This window comes from Halomonas sp. AOP22-C1-8, from assembly GCF_052378905.1.
In the GTDB taxonomy this organism is placed as follows: domain Bacteria; phylum Pseudomonadota; class Gammaproteobacteria; order Pseudomonadales; family Halomonadaceae; genus Vreelandella; species Vreelandella citrativorans.
The window spans coordinates 1-20,865 of the sequence record NZ_JBQSYD010000001.1 but is presented as its reverse complement, the minus strand read 5'-3'; the positions used below and the strand labels follow the sequence as shown (position 1 = coordinate 20,865).

The window sequence follows — 20,865 nt, the reverse complement described above, 5'->3', positions numbered from 1 at the left end:
TTATAGGTTCGTTGCGCGTTATAGGTTCGTTGCGCGGTAGATAGGCCGCTGTTGTTGCTTTGGCGGCGTTTCAGGTAGCGGGGAGCCCTCTAAAAGGTTTGCTTTCATTTTTTCATAATAGCGATCAGTAATATGGTACTTGAACATTAAGCTGCCCATCAGCGTATGAAAGACGCCAGGAATGATAGAAAGCATCAACGCGATACCGGTTAGCGTAAACGCACTCTGTTCAGTATTAGGCTCATAGTTAAAATAGGTTAACAAGATGCCTACCAGGAAACCGGCTGCCCCCATGCCTGCTTTTTGAAAAAATGAAATACCACCGAACGCCAGTCCTGAGACACGCCGCCCAGTCTTGGCTTCTCCGTAATCTACTGACTCGGCGATAGCCGACCAGAAAACCGGAGCATGCAGGTCAACGGCAAAGGAAATAAGGAAATACAGAATAAAGGCCAGCACGATATCGCCCGGAGAGACGGCAAAGAACATGATAACGCTCAGCACCCCGACGGCGAGTTGGCTCCAGCGGAAGAGGTTGAGTTTACAGTAGCGTTTGGTGATCCAGGTTGAAGCCACCATGGCCAAGATGGCTGCGCTAACGCCCACGGTTAAGAAGGCTGACAGCATTGTCGCGTTAGCATCGAGATAATATTTAGCGTAATAGGCCGCCACCGAGCTGCGAATCACATAACCTAGCGTGCCTGTAAAGCAGACCGCACATAGCACCATCCACTGATCGTTTTTGATTAACAGGCGAAACTGCTCTTTCAGTGGTTTCGTATCGATAGTGTGCTGGACGCGCTCGGTAGTCGTGAAATAACAGAACAGAAATAACAGGGTAGCGAGTCCTCCCATTAAGCCCATGGATACCTGGTAGCCCAAGGCAAGATTATCTCCACCCACAAATTCGGCAAGTATCGGCACTATGATCGTTACCAGGAAGGCGGCAATCTTGGCAAAAAACAAGCGGTATCCATTGGCAGATAGCCGGTCTTGCGGGTCCGGTGACAGTACTCCGATTAAGGAAATATAGGGGATGGTCACCGCCGTGAACATGAGCGTGACAAACAGGTAGGTTGAGTATGCCCACACCAGCTTAGCGTTATAGCTCCAGTCGGGTGTAGTAAAAAGTAGTAGTACCGAGATCCCAAAAGGTACTGAAAAAATCAAGAAGTAAGGGCGGTAACGACCATAACGCGTATTGAATTTATCGGTGATAATACCCATAAGCGGGTCAGTCACTGCATCCATTAACCGCGCTACTAGAAATAGAATCCCCATATGGCTGGGTTTTAGGCCAAAAATATCGGTATAGAAGTAAGAGATAATCAGAAACATCGAAGATATAACGACATTGATCGCCATATCGCCGCTGCCGAATCCAACCTTTTCCAGATACGTAAGCTTTGGAGTTTTCATGGGTAGAGCCTTAAATGATAGATATGGCGACTAAGAAATTAGTGACCGCCTCTATAGAAACCGAAGGAGCAAATCACCTGACGTCCATGGCAATTCACTTTCGATAGGCCCTGAAACACGGTATGCGATATAGGGTTAAACGTAGAAATACGGCGATGTGCAGCATAGTGGCTCCAGTCGATTATTCTTTATTAGGATTGCCTATATGTTGAACATATGGGGAAAATGTTCAACATGGACTTTAGTCTGGTAGCTTATTCAGAGGCTTTAGAGGGACGTTTTTCTCAAGCACTGAGCAGGTTAAGCCAAGGCGAGCGGCGATGCCGACCGCTTGGCAATATCTGACCTGTCGGCTGTGTTCATGGGGCAGCCGCTACGCATCTTTCGATAAGGAGCGCAGTATTAATGTTGGTAAGGGTGCTGTGAGGATGTTTCTGTGAGGAAGTTTCTATGAGATAGCAGCAGTGAAAGGCCTGCTGCTATCGGGCTGGCCATGCTTGTTGTGCGGCTGCCTCGTTACGTTTCACTGCGCCCATCTTCGCGTTGCGCGTTCTGAGCGATAATCTCGCGGAGGGTGCTCATTAATAGCGCAGCCCCCGGTGAAAGTCGTTGGTGGCGTAAGCTGACCAGGCCGTAGGGCTGCACGCTAAGCGCTTCGACGAAGGGCAATTGGTGAAAGCGTTGCGGGGTGCAGAGTAGATCGGCCGTTTCGCGCGTGGTCACGGTGATGGTGTCAGATTTATCGACCAGTGCTAGTGACACCAGTAAGTCGGCAGTATCAACGACTTGTCGAGGTGGCGCGACCTGATGATGCAGAAACAGACTGTCAACACGCTGTCGCATGAGTGCGCCGGGTGGCTGCAGTGACCACGGATAGGCGGCCATGTCCGCCAGTTTTAACGACGTTTTGCCTACCAGCGGATGCCCTTCACGACACACAAAGCACAACTCCTCCTCGCCAATTTCTTCAAAGACAAAGCGCTCAAGATCGCTGCCTGGTGGAAGGCGTGTAATCGCAAAATCCAGCTCACCTTCCAGCAAACGTGGCACCAGCGCTTTGCTGACATCCACATCCACACTGATTTTAAGCTCCGGGCGGTCTCTGTGGACCCGTTCAATAGCGCTGGTTAGAAGCGTAACGGCGGGTGCCATAACGGTGCCGATAGCCACGGTGCCCGTATTGCCGTTGCGCAGCGCGGTCAGCTCTTCAGCGGTGTGGTGTAGTGTCGACAGCACACTATGCGCATGACGAATCATGACCTCCCCATACCAGTTAGGGGTTAGCCCACGCGACTGGCGATCAAACAGACGTATACCCAGCTTGGCTTCCAGGTCACTGAGCAGTTTTGAGGCAGCGGGCTGGCTCATGTTGAGTTGGGCAGCGGCACGATGCAGGTTGCGGTGCTCGTCAAGCGCCAAAAATAGCTGAAAATGACGCAACTTTAGTCGAGCGTTGAGAAACCAGTTACTGTCAAGAACGCTCATGGAATAAGCCTTTCAGTGCTTTTGATAACAATAAGTGTATCGGAATTAACGTGTTCCTATATTGGTTAGTTATGTAAGAGCTGTCTAGTGTAGGGCGTGTAGTGGAAAAATTGGTAATGAACCTGGTAGTGAACCGCATACCGCACGAATAACAATAACGATGTTAACAGGAGGAACACCATGCCCTCTCATACAGGTAGCGTTGGCTCAAGATTGTTACTGAGCGCAGGCGTCATCGCGCTGATGACAAACGTAGCCCAGGCCCAAAGTGATAAGGAACCCATGGCGAACAGTAAAGCAGAGAGCGCCGTCGAACAATCGACGTTCGGCCAGTTGCCGGACGGCCGTGAGGTGCAAAGCTACCGGCTGACGAACGCCAATGGCGTTGAGCTGCAGGTCATTAATTACGGGGGCACAATCGTATCCCTGAAAGTACCTGATGTAGACGGAAACATTGACGATATCGCGCTGGGTTTTGAATCGCTGGATGGTTATCTGTCTGACACTTACCAGCAAGCTAATCCCTACTTTGGTGCACTCATTGGCCGCTACGGCAACCGTATCGCCGAAGGTCAGTTTGCGCTGGAGGGTGAAACCTACTCGTTAGCCACCAACGATGGCGATAACCACCTGCACGGCGGCGAGCAAGGGTTTGATCGTGTGCTCTGGCAGGCCGAGCCTTTTGAAAATGAGGAAGGGACGGGGCTGGTGTTGAGCTATGTCAGTGAGGATGGCGAAGAGGGCTATCCTGGAGAGCTGACGGTTGAAGTGACGTATACCCTTACCGATCAAAATGAACTGATTGTCGATTACCAGGCCGAGACCGACAAGGCAACGCCCGTCAATCTTACCCAGCACAGTTACTTCAACCTCAAGGGTGAGGGGAACGACTCCATCCTTGATCATCAGCTTATGCTCAATGCCGATGCCTTTACCCCGGTGAGTGAATCATTGATTCCGACGGGCGAGCTGCAGCCTGTTGAAGGCACGCCGTTCGATTTCAGCCAGGCCATGTCGATTGGCGAGCGTATTGAGCAAGATAACGATCAACTGCGCTTTGGGCAGGGCTACGACCATAACTTTGTGCTTAACCGAGATAACGCCGAGCAAGGCGATCTGGTGATGGCCGCCAAGGTGTGGGAGCCACAAAGTGGACGGCTGTTGGAAATTGAAACCACTGAGCCTGGTATTCAATTTTATTCGGGGAATTTTTTGGCCGGTGATTTAACGGGCAAAAGTGGCAATGCCTATCCACAGCGCTCTGGCTTTGCACTGGAAACGCAGCATTTTCCCGATTCGCCTAATCAGGATGCCTTTCCCAGCACGGTGCTACAGCCAGGAGAGACCTACCGTTCACGTACCATCTTCCGCTTCTCTGCCCAGGACGATATGGACGCCTAGCCATGTGCCTGACGAGCAGCAGACAGTGATTGCAGCAATAACATCAATAATAATTGGAACATCAGGAGCACAACAATGAGCATCGTAACCACGTTTACGCGCCTGGCGCTGGGTAGCGCCGTCATGCTGGCCTCGCTGGGTTCTGTGCAGGCACAGGACGACGTGAAGATGGGCTTTATCGTCAAAAAGCCGGAACAAGCCTGGTTTATTAACGAACAGCGCGCCGCTACAGAGGCGGGCGAGGAGCTCGGGTTCCAGGTTGTTCGTCTGGGTGGTGAAGATGGTCAAGAGGTGCTTAGCGCGATTGATAACCTTTACTCACAAGGCGCTCAAGGGTTTGTCATTTGCCCGCCAGATGTACGTCTTGGGCCTGCGATCATGAATCGCGCCGAACAGTACGGCATGAAAGTGGTGACCGTCGATGACCAGTTTGTTAACGCCAGTGGTGAGCCTATGGAAGGCGTACCGCACCTGGGTATGTCCGGCACCAAAATTGGCCAGCAGGTCGGTGAGGCAATTGCCGCCGAAATGGAAGCCCGTGGCTGGGATGTTGAGAACGTAGGTGCGTTGCGTATTACCAATAACGAGCTACCGACTGCCGTTGAACGGACGGATGGAGCGACCCAAGCGCTGCTTGCTTCGGGCTTCCCCGAAGAGAACATCTTCGATGCGCCTCAACAAAGTACGGATACGAGTGGTGCATTTTCCGCTGCATCACCGGTGCTTTCTAAGCGCGGTGATTATGAGCACTGGGTAATCTACGCACTGAATGAAGAGAGTGTGCTGGGGGGCGTTCGGGCGACCGAACAGTACGGGCTGGCCGCTGAGGATGTCATTGGGGTGGGCATCAATGGTTCAGGCGCGGCATTTGCTGAGTTTTCCCGCGACAACCCCACGGGCTTCCACGGCACCATTGCGGTGAGTTCTACCATGCACGGTCGACAAACGGCTGAAGACCTTTACCGCTGGATCAGCGAAGACCAGGAGCCTCAGGCGATTACAGAAACGTCCGGTACGTTAATGACGCGTGATAACTGGGAAGAAGTGCGCGACGCGCTCGGTCTGTAACTGACTTTTTGTGACGGGCTATTTGGTGGAGTGCTCACGTATGTCTGATCCATATCTTCGCTTTGACAATATCAGTGTTGTATTCCCTGGGGTGCGCGCGCTGGATGGGGTGAGCTTTGCTGCTCATACCGGTCAGGTGCATGCGCTGATGGGCGAAAACGGCGCGGGTAAGTCGACGCTTCTGAAGGTGCTTAGCGGGGTGAACCGCACTGCAGAGGGGGCTCTCTGGATTGATGGACAGCGCCACGTGTTCAGCAACGCCCGTGAAGCATTGCGCGAAGGGATCGCCATTATCTACCAGGAGCTAACGCTCTCGCCCAATATGTCGGTCGCTGAAAACCTGCTGCTGGGCCAGCTGCCTACGCGTCAGGGGTTTGTGAACCGGCGAAAGATGCGGGAAAGGGCGCTGGCGATTCTGGCTGACCTTGGCGAGGGTGACATTCATCCCTCGACCAAGGTGCGCGATCTCTCTATCGGTCAGCAGCAGATGATTGAGATTGGCCGTGCATTGCTGCGTGATGCCCGCGTTATCGCTTTCGATGAACCTACCAGTAGCCTTTCCATTCAGGAAATCCGTCAGCTTAAACGCATCGTCAAACGCCTGCGTGACGAGGGGCGGGTGGTGCTCTACGTGACCCATCGCATGGAAGAAGTATTTGAGATGTGCGATGCGGTCACTATCTTTCGCGACGGCCAGCATATTCGTACCCACGAAGATATGTCGCAGCTGACGCATGATCTATTGGTTAGCGAGATGGTAGGGCGGGACATCGATGACGTGTACGGCTATCGCGCCCGCGAGCAGGGCGATGTGGTGCTGTCTGTTGACGAGATTCAAGGGCGCGGCCTGAATGCACCGGTTAGCTTCTCCGTAAAGCGTGGCGAGGTATTTGGCTTGTTTGGCCTGGTAGGCGCCGGTCGCAGTGAGCTATTGCGGCTGGTATGCGGGGTGGAAGCGCCTAAAGCAGGTAGCGTGACGTTCCAGGGCGAATCGCGACGCTTTAAAAGTCCCGCAGAGGCGATTCGTGCTGGTATCGCCATGTGCCCAGAGGATCGTAAATCTCAAGGAATTTTCCCCGTGGCGAGCGTTGCCGACAACCTCAATATCAGCTGTCGGCGGTTTTTTAAGCGCTGGGGTGTTTTCCGTCACCCTGGCCGCGAACGACGCAATGCTGAAGCCTATATTCAGCAGCTTAGCGTTAAAACCCCCAGCTATCGGGCACCGATAGGCAAGCTATCCGGGGGCAATCAGCAAAAGGTAATTTTGGCCCGCTGGCTCGCGGAAGAGATTGACCTTTTCGTAATGGACGAGCCCACGCGTGGGATTGATGTGGGCGCGCGTAGAGACATTTATAGCCTGCTTTACGACTTGGCCGAGCAGGGGAAAAGCATTGTCGTGATTTCCAGCGACCTTGCCGAAGTTAGCTCCATCTGTGACCGCATCGCAGTGATGCGCGACGGTGAGCTGGTCGACGTGGTGCCAAGAGACGCCGCCACGCCCGAACGACTATTAGGCCTGGCACTACCCGCCTAAGCGGTACCCATTATCGAACACGTTCAGGACACCTGTGATGACATCGAACAAATTAACCCAAGAAGGTGTTGAGCCAACGCGCCCTGCGGGGCGCCAAGGGCTCGTTAAACCGCTGCGCACGCTGTTGGACACCTCTGGGCTGATCGCCGTTTTTATGCTGCTCTTTATCGCCTTGGCGGTGTTTATCCCCGACTTTCTTACCGGGCGAAACATGGTGGGGCTGCTGCTTTCGATCACCCTGATAGGCAGCCTGGCGACCACCATGATGCTGGTGTTGGCGCTGGGTGAGGTGGATCTTTCGGTGGCCTCAATCGTAGCGTTTGCGGGGGTAGTGGCGGCTGTTGTGACCTCTAGCACCGGTAGCGTTTTTATCGGCGTTATAGGTGGCGTTGTGGCCGGTGGCGCGGTGGGGGCCTTTAACGGGTTTGTGATTGCCAGGTTTGGTATTAACTCGCTGATTGCCACGTTGGCGGCGATGGAGTTTGTACGCGGGCTGGCCTATATCACCTCGGGCGGCGACGCGGTGATGATTACCGTGCCGGGTTTCTTTGACCTGGGTAGCGCTTCATTTCTAGGCCTGACGCTGCCGGTGTGGACCATGCTGGCCTGCTTTGTCATCTTCGGTGTGGTGCTCAATATGACCGCCTTCGGACGCAATGTGCTGGCCACGGGCGGTAACTCGGAGGCCGCGTCGCTCGCGGGGGTCAATGTCCGCCGCCTCAAGATTATTGTCTTTGGTTTACAAGGCGTTGTTGCGGGCGTAGTGGGCGTGTTACTGGCCTCGCGGATGGGGTTGGGCGATCCCAATACCTCCATGGGGCTAGAGCTTGCGGTGATTTCTGCCTGTGTACTGGGTGGGGTGGCGCTATCGGGCGGCGTTGCCACTATCACCGGTGTAGTCGTCGGCGTACTGATTATGGGCTGCGTGCAGAATGCCATGGGGCTACTCAACGTACCAACGTTCTATCAGTACCTGGTACGAGGGGCAATTCTGCTGCTGGCGGTAATGTTTGACCGCTGGAAACAGACGCGACGTCAGCGCGCCTAACGACACTTTTTTCCTGTTTTGTTTCTATCTTTTACCGAATTGTACGGAGAGACGTCCATGTCTGAACGAAAGCCGCCCCTACGCTCTGCCCAGTGGTTTGGAACCGCCGATAAAAACGGCTTTATGTACCGCAGCTGGATGAAAAACCAAGGCATTCCCGACCATGAATTCCAAGGCAAGCCGATTATCGGCATCTGTAACACCTGGTCAGAACTAACGCCTTGCAACGCTCACTTTCGCAAGCTAGCGGAGCATGTAAAGCAGGGCATACTGGAAGCGGGTGGCTACCCGGTGGAATTCCCGGTCTTCTCCAGCGGTGAATCCAACCTCCGCCCGACCGCAATGTTTACCCGTAACCTTGCCAGCATGGATGTTGAAGAGGCGATTCGTGGCAACCCGATTGATGCAGTGGTGCTGCTGGTAGGTTGTGATAAAACGACCCCAGCGCTGTTAATGGGCGCGGCGAGCTGTGATATCCCCACCATCGTCGTGACCGGCGGCCCCATGCTTAACGGCAAGCACAAGGGCAAGGACATCGGTTCGGGCACCGTGGTCTGGCAACTTTCTGAGCAGGTCAAAGCGGGCGAGATTTCACTGCACGACTTTATGGCCGCTGAAGCGGGCATGTCGCGCTCGGCGGGCACCTGTAACACCATGGGCACCGCGTCTACCATGGCCTGCATGGCGGAATCCCTGGGCACCTCACTACCTCACAATGCGGCAATTCCTGCGGTGGATTCGCGTCGTTATGTGCTCGCACACCTTTCCGGTAACCGTATTGTCGAGATGGTTAATGAAGACTTAAAGCTCTCCAAAATCCTTACGAAAGAAGCGTTTGAGAATGCCATTCGTACCAACGCAGCGATTGGCGGCTCCACCAACGCGGTGATCCACCTGAAAGCGATTGCCGGGCGGATGGGGGTAGACCTTAAGCTGGACGATTGGAGCCGGGTGGGGCGCGGTACGCCCACAGTGGTAGACTTACAGCCCTCCGGGCGTTATTTGATGGAAGAGTTCTACTACGCTGGAGGCCTGCCCGCCGTACTAAAACGCTTGGGGGACGCTGATCGCCTGCCCTTTAAAGACGCTCTCACCGTTAACGGTAAAACCCTGTGGGAAAACGTCAAGGACGCCCCGCTGTATAACGACGATGTGATTCGTCCACTGGATAACCCGCTGACCGCAGATGGCGGTATCTGCGTGCTGCGCGGCAATCTTGCACCCAATGGCGCGGTGTTAAAGCCTTCGGCAGCGACCGCCGAACTGATGCAACACCGTGGTCGGGCCGTCGTGTTTGAAGACTTCGACGATTACAAAGCGCGCATCAACGACCCGGACCTGGACGTTGAAGCCAACGATATCCTGGTGATGAAACACTGCGGGCCTCGCGGTTATCACGGCATGGCCGAAGTCGGCAATATGGGGCTGCCGCCCAAGATCCTTGCTCAGGGCGTTACCGATATGGTGCGTATTTCTGATGCGCGCATGAGTGGGACCGCTTATGGCACCGTGGTGCTGCACGTGGCACCTGAAGCTGCCGCGGGTGGCCCCTTGGCCGCGGTGCGTAACGGCGACTGGATTGAATTGGACTGCGCCAGCGGCCGGCTGCACCTGGACGTCAGTGAAGAGGAGATTCAGGCACGCCTCGCCGCGTTTGATGCCACGGCGGCCTCGACCCTCATCGCAAGCCAGGGCGGCTATCGCCAGCTCTATATTGAGCGAGTGCTGCAAGCCGATGAAGGCTGTGACTTTGACTTCCTGATCGGCTGTCGAGGCTCTGACGTGCCGCGTCATTCGCACTGATAAGAATTTCCTGATGATTTTTTTAACTATGATCGATGGCGGGAGTGGCCTGGGCAGGGTCTCCTTCCTGAACTTTTTATTGCATTCTGCACATGTTGTCTAAGCACTTTCCTCAGCATCCTGTTGCTCAAGATGGATGTTCTGACGCCAGCTGTTGGGAAGGTCTATTGTGTTTGTGGATCAGTCGCTGCCCGTTTTCATTTAAAACCTAAATGACGAAGCCATTAACCGCACCTGGCATGACCAAAGCGGGCTCATGTGCCACAGTTAAACAGTAAATTATTAAATATATTTCATAAAATCAATAGGTTGGCATGCTCTTGTTGAGTTTAAGTTTTTGACTTTATATATGTTTTTTATTTTTTAGAAAAACCTGGTACGACGCGTGCACTAACCAGGACAAGAACGCAGCATCAGGATGATGGTTGGTTCTTGGCTAGATGTTCCTTGTTTGATTTATTTTTACGAAGCAACAGAAAGCAGATTACTTAGGAGGCACGACATGAAAATGGAAGCTCTGAAAAAACTAGGTATTTTAGGCGTATCGTTTGGTCTGATCGCAAGCCCACTTGCGTTTGCTGAAATGGAAAGTGGCACTGAGCAAGAACCAGTGCCGCAAGAAGAGACGACGCAGGACGAGCAAGGCAGCTTTAATTCGTATGACACTGATCAGCAAGATCAAGATGTAACCACTGAGTATGAAGAGGAAGAGCAAGAATTCACCTATGAAGAAGAGGAAGAGGAGCAGGAGTACGAAACCACGGATGACGATGACGACACCCAGTGGTAATTAACCCGCTAATGGAATAACACTTGCTCTGGCTTACGGATGAGCCACAAAATGCCCCGCCGCTTGCGGGGCATTTTTGCGTTTAAAGCCCAAAGCAAAAGTTGTTGCCTTATCGTCTATTGTTAACATTACGTACCCCTTGGCCCGTTATGACTATAAGGAAGCTTGTATCGTGGTGAACTGGAAAGAGGCGCCGCAGCTTCCTAAAGCGGAAGGGCGAATCGCGGCTATCGATTTGGCGCGAGGCATTGCGATTGGCTTAATGATTGTCAGCCACACGGTTAGCGGGCTGATAGGCATACGTAATGTGCCTGACTGGGGCATGGTGCCTATTCATCTATTAACCAAATTTTCCTCATCACTGTTTATTTTGGTATTCGGCATTGCCCTGGCAGTGGCCTTTCTTTCTCACACCCAAAGCGATGATTGGCCTAAACGACGCCTTAAACTATGGCTACGCGCGATTGAAGTGTGGTTCTGGTACAAAGCGCTCATTATTATCGAGATGCTGCCGTTTAGTAGCCCTGGCGATATTGTCGATACGCTGCTTTATGGACGCTTTGGAATCTGGGTCGAGATTTTAGGCTTTTATGCCATTGCCCTGCTTTGGGTGCCGCTTATTCTACCGCTATGGGCACGGGCGCCTCTTTGGAGCCGGATTGCCACACTGGTTGGCTTAACCGCACTTTCTGCCTGGTTACAAGGGCTTAGCTTTGGCGGTAACGATATCCTGAAAGCCTTACTGGTCGACCACCCGGACCACTATGCCTGGGGGCAGATTAGCCGGGCGCCCCTTATCCTGGTGGGATTGTTGGTAGGCGAAGCGCTATTGCGCTGCTACTTTACGGCTCACTTGCGCCGCCGCTTGGTGTTAATACTGCTGGCGGTAGGCGCGTTAATGGTAATGGCGTTTTATGGTCTCGCGTTGGCGGATAGCCGTGTTTATGCCGCCATGATGGCCGTTGCCAATAACGCAGGCAAACATCCGCCTGGCCTGGAATTCATGCTGTTTAGTGTAGGTGGCGCGCTTATTTTGCTCGCCTTGGCACTGGCCGGTGGAGCGGCTGCTGCCAGGGCACTTTTGCCGCTCACCGTGGTCGGCAGCGATGCGCTAAAAGCGTTTATTTTTCATATTGTGATGATCTTTCTCGTGCTGCGCTTTTTGCTGCAAGGCGAGGGCATGTATACCTATCCACAGGCGCTGGCGGTTAGCGGCGTGTTGATACTGGGCGCCGCCGTGTGGATTTGGGTGACACGCTGGATCGCAGCGCACCGCTAAGAGGACATGGTTTGCAACGACAGCAACAATGGCAACGCTGGCTGCTGGCCGTAGTGTGTTTAATGGCACTGCCAGCCTATGCCGACGGTACTCAAACACAGGAATTTGAGACACAGGAGCTTGAAGTACAGGCTTTTGAGACGAACTGGTACTACGAGGTCGATAAACAGAGTACATGGCAGGCTGACTTGAATGCCCGAGTCGCTGCTATTGAGGGCATCTTTGAAGGCACCTTAGGGGTGTATGTACAAAACCTGGCCACCGGAGAGGCCTACTCGTGGCTCGCGGACAGGCCCTGGTATTTGGCCTCGTTGGTAAAAGTGCCTATTGCCGCCCAAGTGCTTGCTGAACGTCAAGCAGGCACGCTGTCACTGGATGAGCGCTTAACGCTTTCTCGCAGTGACTTTGTGGATGGCGCGGGCCCCGTGATCTGGCACGACCCGGGGACGCCGATCTCGATTCGCTACTTGCTTGAACAGATGGTTACCGTCAGTGATAACACGGCATCCGATATGTTGATTGACCGCGTGGGCCTTGCTGACGTCAATGCTCGGGCGAGAGCAATGATTGCGGATAGTGGGGGCAATCCCGACGATATCGGCCCGATTACCAAACTGGTTGGTGTTCGTCAGGGCGTTTATGGGCAGTTACACCCTGACGCGCGAACGCTGGGCGGCATGGATTTTATCGCCTTGCGCCAGCACCGGTTAGGCCAGCGTGCGGTTGCGCTGGCTCGGCGGCTGGATGTTGACCCCTCCTCGCTCAAGCAACCTGACTATGACCACGCGTTTGATGCCTATGAAGCGACCGGTGAAAACGTCGGCACGCTGCGTGCCTACGGCGACCTGTTGGCAAGTGTGTATAAAGAGGCAGCGAGCGGTGGTTTAGGTGCCCAGCCGAGCCAGGCACTTCTGGAGGTAATGCAGCGAACAACATCGGGCGACAATCGATTAACGGCCGGGATGAGCGATACCACCCGTTTTGCGCATAAAACCGGTACCCAGCATCGGCGTAGTTGTGATGCGGGCATTGCTACGCGTGAAGAGGCTAATGGCCCCTGGGTGATCGTTGCTTGCAGCCGGGGGCCGGTAGCAGTGAATGACCATGAACGTGCGTTGGCGCGAGTAGGCGATGCGTTACGCTATAGCGGTGCGCTCGGGAAGCCTTGAGCATGCTGTGTCGCAGGTACACCCGCCGCCAAGGTGAGCGTGATAAACTAGCGGCTTCATTTCATTGATACAGGCAGGAGGTTGTTATGGCAAACGCCAGCGCTCGTCATATTTTGGTTAGCAGCGAAGAGCAGTGTTTAGCGCTTAAACAGGAAATCGAAAACGGCCGTGACTTTGCCGATGTCGCCAAGCAGCACTCTAGCTGCCCTTCTGGCCGCCAGGGCGGCGACTTGGGTAGCTTCGGCCCCGGCCAAATGGTGCCTGAGTTCGATAAGGTGGTGTTCAGCGGTGAGTTGGGTCAGGTACACGGCCCGGTGAAAACGCAGTTTGGTTATCACCTGCTCGAAATCACTGACCGCACCTAAACGTTGCGTCTCTATAGCCGTGCAATACGATAAGACGTCTGCACGGCTATTGTCGCTTTGGCATTCGGTCCTGCCTGAAAAGCGCTTATGCTCGGTCACTTTTCAGACAGAATCGCATGTTTAATCTCGCGTTAAATCGCCTCCAGCGTCGTGGCGTTTACGTTGCGGTGTGAGGAGAAAACCATGAACGACCCTATTATTTCAATTAACGGCCTGAATAAAACCTACGAAGGCGGCTTTCAAGCGCTCTCGCGGGTGGACCTCACCATTCAGCGTGGTGAGATTTTTGCGCTGCTTGGCCCCAATGGGGCAGGCAAAACCACGCTGATCAGTGTGGTGTGTGGGCTGGTAAACCCGACCCAGGGCGAGGTGGTGATTGACGGCTTTAATAGCGTTAGCCAGTACCGCCAGGCGCGTGAGCGTATCGGCCTGGTGCCTCAGGAGTTGACCAACGAAGCCTTTGAAACGGTGTGGAATACGGTCAGTTTTAGCCGTGGCCTGTTTGGTAAAGCGCCTGCCCCTGCGCATATTGAAAAAGTGCTTAAGTCATTGGCGTTATGGGATAAACGTCATAACCGCTTAATGACCCTTTCCGGCGGAATGAAGCGCCGCGTGCTGATTGCCAAGGCGCTTTCTCACGAGCCGCGCATTCTGTTTTTGGATGAGCCAACGGCGGGGGTCGATGTTGAGCTGCGCCGGGATATGTGGGAAGTGGTTCGCGGGCTGCGCGAAAGTGGCGTCACGATTATTCTCACCACCCACTATATTGAAGAAGCCGAAGAGATGGCCGACCGCATCGGGGTGATTAATCGAGGTGAAATCGTGCTGGTGGAAGAGAAAGCGGCCTTGATGCAAAAGCTGGGCAGCAAGCAGTTAATTCTTCAACTGCAAACGCCGTTAAAGGCGCTACCTGCCGCTTTTCAGCAAACGGGGTTAAGTCTGGCCGCCGATGGACATGAGTTGGTGTACACCTATGATGGCCGTCAGGATGAAGAGGGCCACAAGATATCAGCGCTGTTAGCGAACCTTGAGCGTGAAGGCATCGCCTTTAGAGACCTGCATACACGGCAGAGTTCGCTTGAGGATATTTTCGTCGACCTGGTTAAGGAGCGTGCATGAATCTGTATCCTGTTCGCGCCATTTATATGGCAGAAATGGCGCGTACGCGGCGCACATTATTGCAAAGCATTGTGTCGCCGGTTATTTCAACCTCGCTCTACTTTGTGGTGTTCGGCGCGGCCATCGGTTCGCGTATCAGTGAGATTGGCGGGGTCAGCTACGGCGCCTTTATCGTGCCTGGGCTGATTATGCTCATGCTGCTGACCCAAAGCGTGTCCAACGCCTCTTTCGGGATATTCTTTCCCAAGTTTTCGGGCAGTATCTATGAAATTTTATCGGCGCCCATCTCCTATCTTGAAATAGTGATTGGCTATGTTGGGGCGGCCGCCTCGAAGTCGATTCTATTGGGGCTGATCATTCTTGGGACATCGAGTTTTTTTGTGCCGCTGGAAATTGCGCACCCCTTCTGGATGCTGACGTTTCTAGTGCTCACCGCCGTCACGTTTAGTTTGCTGGGGTTCATTATCGGCATTTGGGCGGATGGCTTCGACAAGCTGCAGCTTGTGCCCTTGCTGATCATTACGCCGCTGACCTTTCTGGGCGGCAGTTTCTACTCGATAGATATGCTGCCCCCTTTCTGGCAGACCGTCACGCTCGCCAACCCTGTGGTGTATCTGGTCAGCGGCTTTCGGTGGAGCTTCTACGGGATTAGCGATGTCAGTGTGGTGGCCAGTGTGGCCATGATCAGCCTTTTTTTACTGGCGAGCCTGGCCACTATCGCGTGGATATTTCGTACCGGCTATCGCCTGAAACCCTAACGCGCAGTATTTTTTTGCATAGCACCTCTTTTTATTGACGCCAGGAGCCAAGGCCCTTATGCCACTACTGCAAAGCATTGTTCACCGCCTGGACCCTTCGCTTGACGGTGAACGCTTAACGCTAACCGCTGCGCCATCGCTTGCCGAAAGTGATGACCCGGCCATGACAAGCTTGGTGAATACGCTGAACGACACGTATAACACTAAGGCTAAAGGTTGGGGGCGCTTTGCTGAAGAGGGCGAGCAGGCTGGCCCGTTACTTGCCTGGCTGCGGGATTATATGGCGGGTACCCAGGACTTTACCCAGCTTTCGACCGCAATTGCTGAGCGCCTGGCGCGTGAGCTGCAAGAGCAGCTATCCGTCAGTGGCTATTTGCTGCTTGCGCACATGCGCCAGGGGGACACCGAAACGCTATTTATCGCGTTGGTACATCAGCGTGAGGGCATTGGCATTAACCAAACCCACCAGGCCGTGCCTGCCGCGCAGCTGAATACCAGCCAGCTTACCCTGGCGGCTCGGGTCAATTTAACCCAGTGGCAGAGCGAGTCGCCTGGTGCGCAGTACGTCTCTTTCTTGAAAGATCGTGGTGGTAAAAAGCTTGCCGAAGGCATGGTAGCCCTGTTGGGCATGGAAGAAGGGATCGATGCGCCCGCTGAAACCCGCACGCTGCTCAAGGCCTTCAGTGACTATGTGGAAAAAGAGGATTTCGACGACGAGGCGAGTCGAGAAAAAACCGACACGCTGGTGGACTACGCCAATGAACAGCTTCGCCGTGGCGAGCCAATGACCTTGGAAGAGCTTTCTGGGCTGGTGGACGAACAGCAGCCGAAAGCCTTTTACGACCATATTCGCAACGCCGATTACGGGCTTTCGCCGGAGATTCCCCCCGATAAGCGTACCTTAAGCCAGTTCCGCCGTTTTACCGGCCGAGCGGGCGGTGTCTCGATTAGTTTTGACTCCCACCTGCTGGGCTCAAGCATCGAGTACGACGCCACTCAAGATCGCCTGATTATCAAGCAAGTGCCCAAGCAGTTAAGAGAGCAGCTTACCAAGAAGGATTGAGGTAAGGACGATGCTGTAGCAACCCAGGAGCCCCTTATGCTGAACGCTATTAGTGATTTCTTCCAGCGCACGCTTGCGCAACCCGAGCAGCGCGAAAATCAAACGCTCACCCTGGAACTGGCCACCGCAGCACTGCTGTGTGAAATCGTCCGCGCCGATTACGACACCACCGATGAAGAGCTTTCCGCGCTGCGCCTTATGCTTACCGAGCGCTACCAGCTCAGCACAAGCGATGTAGAAGAGCTGATGACGTTGGCACAAGCAGAAGTGGATGAGGCCGTCGATCATTACCAGTTTGTGAGCCTAATCAAAGAGCACTATAACTACGACCAGCGCTGTGAGCTGGTGGCGCTGATGTGGCAGCTGGCCTGGGCCGACGGCGGCGTTGACCCGCTTGAAGAGCACCGTATTCGGCGGCTGGCCGATTTACTGCATGTTAGCCACAGTGATTTTATTCGTACCAAGCTACAGGTTGAAGGACAGGTTGAAGAGCGCCGAACAGCGCAAGATGGGCCTGAACGAGGCGGCGTATCTCACTAACGTATTAGCTTCTTACGTTACTGCTCTTCAGGTGCGCTGAGCAGGCCCTCGACCAGGCGATGCAGCTGTTGCTGAAACTGGCCGCCTGGGGAGGGCGGCGTGGGGTCTGCGGTGATCACAACGGTCATATCGCGTTCAGGGATCACGTACAGCGCTTGTCCGCCATAGCCACGCCCGTAGTACACCGTTTCCCCCACGAGTTCGGTAATAAACCAGCCATATCCATAGCCATCACCCGTCCAGGCAGAGATACCACGGGGTGTCCATGAAGCCTTCACCCAACCTTCTGGGAATAGCCGCACGCCCTTCATCACGCCGTCGTTACGATAAAGCTCACCCACCTCAATCAACGCGCGTGGCGAAAGTTGCATATTGTTGCCGCCAAAATAAATGCCTTGCGGGTCACGCGGCCACGCGGGAATCGAAATAGTAAGCGGCTCCCCCAGCAGGCGTTGTGCGAGCACATGCGTGGTTTCACCGCTTGCCTGGGTAAGTGCTGCGGAAAGCAGGTGGCTAGTGCCGGTGGAGTACAGCATCCGCCCGCCGGGCTCATCGACAAACGGGCGAGTAAGGACATCGTTAACCCAGTTTGAGCTTGCCACCCAAGCGCTGTAGTTACCGCCGGATGTACGCTCAAGCCCCGCCTGCTGAGCCAACAAATGCCCTACGGTAATGTCTTCCACGCGCGGGTCCAGCCCGGCGGGCAATGGCTCATCCAACAGCGCCACTAATCGCTGCTCGGTGGATTCAATAATGCCCTCTTCAATAGCTGCGCCTGTTATCGCCGCCAGCACCGTTTTGGAAAGTGATTTGATATTGGCAGGCTGCGCAACGCCGGGGCCACCCTGGTGGAGTTCGCGGATAATCTCGCCGTCGTAAGCGACCACAACGCTGTGAAGGCGGTTTAATTGGCGGGTTTGCTGATCCAGCGCCTGGAGTGCATGCGCAGAAGGTTCATTAGCGGCTGCATAGGCGGTGGGTAACAATGAAGTAACAGCTAATGAAACAAGCAAAGCAGTGGCGCGCATCACAACACCTTCGGTATAAGTGGCAAAGGTTCGAGGTTTAGAAGTGAGAGAGGTTCCACCATACACAGACGCTAAAATTAAAGTGCGATAGCACTCTCTAGATATAAAGCTAATCGAATAATTATTAAAGGTTATATTTGAGCTTTTAAAGTCAATTTTAGTCTATAATGGGTTATAAATAGCCCATTATGTAGAGGTTTTTTTATGGCCCTTACTCACTCCTTGCTTGCTCCTGGCGAACTGTCTCAGCAGGTCGGTGCCAATGCACGAGAAGCACGATTGGCGAAGAACCTCTCCCGTAAAACCTTGGCGCAGATGACGGGTGTTTCCGAGTCCACCATTAAACGGTTCGAATCCAGTGGGCAAATAACCCTCGATATCTTGGTGCTCATTGCCACGGCGCTGGGCGCCACACGCCAAATTGCCGAGCTATTCACATATGAGCATCCCATATCACTTGAAGAGATCAAGCAGGCAGGGCGTGTTCGGGGGCGAAAATGAAGCGTATCAACACCGTAGAGGTGCTGTTAGCAGATAACCGTGTGGGTGAGCTGGTCGCTAGCCGACAGGGCACCTACTTTGCTTATGACCCTCAGTGGGTGGCGGAGGGCTTTAATTTATCGCCTCTGAACATGGATTTTACTACCCAGCCACAGAAGGCGCCCGATCCCCTCCTTTTTGCTGGTCTACCAGGCGCATTTGCTGACTCACTGCCAGATGGTTGGGGAATGCTGCTCATGGATCGCTATTTCCTCGCCGAACATGGAAAAGACCGGAGAGATATTTCCCCGCTTGATCGGCTGGCTTATATGGCTGACAAGGGAATGGGGGCGTTGGAGTACCGTCCCGTTATTGAGCATACCGCGGATGAAAATGATATTGACCTGGCCCAGCTCTATCAGGCAGCTAATGCTGTCTACGAAGGTGAAACCACGACTACTCTGGATGCCTTGCGACTAGCCGGTGGTTCCCCGGCAGGTGCCCGGCCCAAGGTGGTCGTTGCGTTATCTTCTGATGGTAAGCAGTGCAGTACGTCTTTCCAAGAGCTTCCTGTGGGCTATCAGCATTGGCTAGTGAAGTTCCGTGCCCCTGCCGAGCATAGGGATACGGGCGCCATTGAGTACGCCTATTCGGTGTTGGCTAAGCATGCGGGTGTGAAAATGGCCTCGAGCAAGCTAATTGAGGTCAGCTCCTCAACGGGAACCGAGCGTTTCTTTTCTACTCAGCGCTTTGATCGCAACGGTAATCGCAAAATCCACATGATGACCGCTAGCGGCATTCTATATGCCGATCACAGCGCTCCATCGCTGGACTATTTAGATCTGCTCAAGGCAACCAGCACGTTTACCCGCCACGCAGAAGACGTTGAGCGCATGGCGAGATTGATGGTGTTCAACGCCCTGACCCACAATCACGATGACCACGCTAAGAACTTCGCTTTTTTACATGATCAAGGGCGATGGACACTGGCCCCTGCATACGACCTGACTTACGCCCCTGTTCGGAGCTATGCAGACGAGCATACAACATCTTTCAGTGGGGCAGGTTTGGCTACGCGTAAAAAGCTCAAACAGGTTTGTGCTCCCTTCAGGTACTTAACCCCGGATCTCTATATTGAACAAGCCCTTGATGCTCTATCCGAATGGTCGTCCCTTTGCTATGAATTAGAAATCGATACCCAGCAGCAGAAAGTTATTCAGCGAGCATTCGACGAGAACCGCCAGCGTCTCGGATAACGCTAGCCATGCGGCCACGCAAACCCAGCCACCTTCTGCCTTCTGGTAGGGAAAGGCAGGGCATTACGCAAAAAGTTGAAAAGCCTGCTAGGCTTTAATCGTTACTGGGCGTAAGCAACCCTTTGATTTCAACCAAAACGCAAACCAGCAAGGAGTGCCAACATGCGTAATATTATCTATATCGTAGGCCTAATTGTCGTTGTGCTGTTTATCCTTTCACTGCTCGGCCTGCGCTAACGCCAGCGACCGCCAGCACGCCCGCAGATTTCCCCCCTGCGGGCTTTTTACGCACCCGCTTACGCAATCTTGTGACAAAAGTGACGCGGTAAGCACGACACAAGCGTTATTAACCTCGCTCTTCAAACAAACATTTCATATGGCGACTATCGCTGCCATAACCCAACGGCTATTAGGCATTAAACGTAGCCGGGTCTGCCTCGAACAGCAGTGGCAAAGGCCAGATTGAGCGCTGAAGATACCCATTTTGGAGCATTGTAAATACCGATAGCCCAAGGCTGAGGCCGAAGAGGCCGATTAATAATGTTGCAGAAAAAAACAAAACTTCACAAACGCGACGGATTAAGCAGGCATACTAAAAGCCAAAGTATGGTGTAGACATGTTTTTTTGCTGACGGTAAGGCGTTGTATAATTATCCAGTATTATGTTTTTCTATTAAAAAATCAAATGGGTAGTGTTTTTTATAGCGCGCCGGGGTGATAAGTAAGCGATGCAGTATATCGCTGCTATATAAGATATTTTGTCGTGAATAGGCATGTCGTTAATTTTTATTAAATAAAAATTTAATGCGGGAAATGTCTGATATTAATCGGTTAAGCTCATGTTTTTTATCGAGGATCGTTTTAAGTGGCGGCGTTTTAATGGTTCAAACGTTTGCTTTAAAGGTGGTTAGTGGCAGGCTGCCGCCACAGGGGGGGGGGGTGATTGATTTTAACCGATAAAAAAGCAGTAATAGCTGTGTGGTACCGTTGATAGCCGAAAAATAGTGAATGATGTAGCGATAAAGAGGGGTGGCGTGCTGGATATGAATAAAATGTCTTTAAACGTTACAAACGAACCTGAAGCATCTAAAAAAACGCTAACGAGTACAAAAAGTGAAACAAATACGAGGAATACTCTTTTCCGCATACGTAAAGAGGATGAAAGAATGATTTTTTCCAGTAAAGCCTTTTCAGAAGAGGTAAAGGACGTATCAGAAGGGCAGTGTCATCAAGCTCTCTCGAGTTCCCAGTTATTGCAAC

General features: G+C 53.3%; 19 protein-coding genes. 16 read left to right on the top strand and 3 right to left on the bottom strand.

Features of this window, described 5'->3' with window-relative positions:
* Positions 1 to 18: 18 nt before the first annotated feature.
* Positions 19 to 1,419 carry an MFS transporter gene (locus tag ACT3TY_RS00095; RefSeq protein ID WP_444627033.1) on the bottom strand — a complete coding sequence of 467 codons (1,401 nt, stop codon included), beginning with the start codon at positions 1,417 to 1,419 and terminating at the stop codon, positions 19 to 21.
* Between the two features lie 516 nt (positions 1,420 to 1,935).
* Positions 1,936 to 2,904 carry a LysR substrate-binding domain-containing protein gene (locus ACT3TY_RS00090; protein ID WP_193054275.1) on the bottom strand — a complete coding sequence of 323 codons (969 nt, stop codon included), beginning with the start codon at positions 2,902 to 2,904 and terminating at the stop codon, positions 1,936 to 1,938.
* A 180-nt stretch (positions 2,905 to 3,084) separates the two neighbouring features.
* Between ACT3TY_RS00090 and ACT3TY_RS00085 the strand changes: the two genes are divergently transcribed.
* The 13 genes from ACT3TY_RS00085 to ACT3TY_RS00025 all read left to right on the top strand — a co-directional run bounded on the left by ACT3TY_RS00085 (position 3,085) and on the right by ACT3TY_RS00025 (position 16,841).
* On the top strand, positions 3,085 to 4,305 hold the full coding sequence (locus ACT3TY_RS00085; RefSeq protein WP_444627032.1) for an aldose epimerase family protein: 1,221 nt from the start codon (positions 3,085 to 3,087) through the stop codon (positions 4,303 to 4,305).
* A 75-nt stretch (positions 4,306 to 4,380) separates the two neighbouring features.
* Complete coding sequence (locus ACT3TY_RS00080) at positions 4,381 to 5,373, top strand: arabinose ABC transporter substrate-binding protein (RefSeq protein WP_444627031.1); 993 nt, start codon at positions 4,381 to 4,383, stop codon at positions 5,371 to 5,373.
* A gap of 40 nt (positions 5,374 to 5,413) precedes the next feature.
* Entirely contained in the window at positions 5,414 to 6,907 is a 1,494-nt protein-coding gene (araG, locus tag ACT3TY_RS00075) for an L-arabinose ABC transporter ATP-binding protein AraG (RefSeq protein ID WP_193054278.1), read from the top strand.
* 37 nt (positions 6,908 to 6,944) lie between these two features.
* Complete coding sequence (gene araH / locus ACT3TY_RS00070; RefSeq protein WP_172117992.1) at positions 6,945 to 7,955, top strand: L-arabinose ABC transporter permease AraH; 1,011 nt, start codon at positions 6,945 to 6,947, stop codon at positions 7,953 to 7,955.
* Positions 7,956 to 8,012: 57 nt separating this feature from the next.
* Positions 8,013 to 9,758, top strand: coding sequence for an IlvD/Edd family dehydratase (locus tag ACT3TY_RS00065; protein ID WP_172117993.1), 1,746 nt, complete (start codon positions 8,013 to 8,015; stop codon positions 9,756 to 9,758).
* A gap of 502 nt (positions 9,759 to 10,260) precedes the next feature.
* Positions 10,261 to 10,548 carry a hypothetical protein gene (locus tag ACT3TY_RS00060; RefSeq protein WP_172119065.1) on the top strand — a complete coding sequence of 96 codons (288 nt, stop codon included), beginning with the start codon at positions 10,261 to 10,263 and terminating at the stop codon, positions 10,546 to 10,548.
* A gap of 172 nt (positions 10,549 to 10,720) precedes the next feature.
* Entirely contained in the window at positions 10,721 to 11,827 is a 1,107-nt protein-coding gene (locus ACT3TY_RS00055) for an acyltransferase family protein (RefSeq protein WP_444627030.1), read from the top strand.
* Positions 11,828 to 11,889: 62 nt separating this feature from the next.
* Positions 11,890 to 12,996, top strand: a complete 1,107-nt coding sequence (locus tag ACT3TY_RS00050; RefSeq protein WP_444627139.1) for a serine hydrolase — start codon at positions 11,890 to 11,892, stop codon at positions 12,994 to 12,996.
* A gap of 86 nt (positions 12,997 to 13,082) precedes the next feature.
* Positions 13,083 to 13,361 carry a peptidylprolyl isomerase gene (locus tag ACT3TY_RS00045; RefSeq protein WP_087111190.1) on the top strand — a complete coding sequence of 93 codons (279 nt, stop codon included), beginning with the start codon at positions 13,083 to 13,085 and terminating at the stop codon, positions 13,359 to 13,361.
* 183 nt (positions 13,362 to 13,544) lie between these two features.
* Positions 13,545 to 14,480 (top strand): ABC transporter ATP-binding protein, encoded by a 936-nt coding sequence (locus tag ACT3TY_RS00040; RefSeq protein ID WP_444627029.1) that lies wholly within the window; start codon positions 13,545 to 13,547, stop codon positions 14,478 to 14,480.
* Entirely contained in the window at positions 14,477 to 15,238 is a 762-nt protein-coding gene (locus ACT3TY_RS00035) for an ABC transporter permease (RefSeq protein ID WP_172119068.1), read from the top strand. Before ACT3TY_RS00040 ends, ACT3TY_RS00035 begins: the two co-directional genes overlap by 4 nt.
* 58 nt (positions 15,239 to 15,296) lie before the next feature.
* A complete protein-coding gene (gene yejK, locus ACT3TY_RS00030; protein ID WP_444627028.1) occupies positions 15,297 to 16,301 on the top strand; it encodes a nucleoid-associated protein YejK in 1,005 nt (334 codons plus the stop codon).
* Positions 16,302 to 16,337: 36 nt separating this feature from the next.
* On the top strand, positions 16,338 to 16,841 hold the full coding sequence (locus ACT3TY_RS00025) for a tellurite resistance TerB family protein (protein WP_444627027.1): 504 nt from the start codon (positions 16,338 to 16,340) through the stop codon (positions 16,839 to 16,841).
* Positions 16,842 to 16,858: 17 nt separating this feature from the next.
* Here the strand turns inward: ACT3TY_RS00025 and ACT3TY_RS00020 are convergent, their stop codons facing one another.
* Positions 16,859 to 17,869, bottom strand: coding sequence for a serine hydrolase domain-containing protein (locus ACT3TY_RS00020; protein ID WP_444627026.1), 1,011 nt, complete (start codon positions 17,867 to 17,869; stop codon positions 16,859 to 16,861).
* Between the two features lie 204 nt (positions 17,870 to 18,073).
* On the opposite strand from ACT3TY_RS00020, the gene ACT3TY_RS00015 reads away from it, so the two are divergent.
* From ACT3TY_RS00015 to ACT3TY_RS00005, 3 genes are all read left to right on the top strand, one after another.
* Positions 18,074 to 18,370, top strand: coding sequence for a helix-turn-helix domain-containing protein (locus tag ACT3TY_RS00015; protein ID WP_087111202.1), 297 nt, complete (start codon positions 18,074 to 18,076; stop codon positions 18,368 to 18,370).
* Positions 18,367 to 19,605 carry a type II toxin-antitoxin system HipA family toxin gene (locus ACT3TY_RS00010; RefSeq protein WP_444627025.1) on the top strand — a complete coding sequence of 413 codons (1,239 nt, stop codon included), beginning with the start codon at positions 18,367 to 18,369 and terminating at the stop codon, positions 19,603 to 19,605. Before ACT3TY_RS00015 ends, ACT3TY_RS00010 begins: the two co-directional genes overlap by 4 nt.
* Positions 19,606 to 20,639: 1,034 nt before the next feature.
* On the top strand, positions 20,640 to 20,865 hold a 226-nt coding region (locus ACT3TY_RS00005; RefSeq protein ID WP_444627024.1), incomplete at its 3' end, for a hypothetical protein.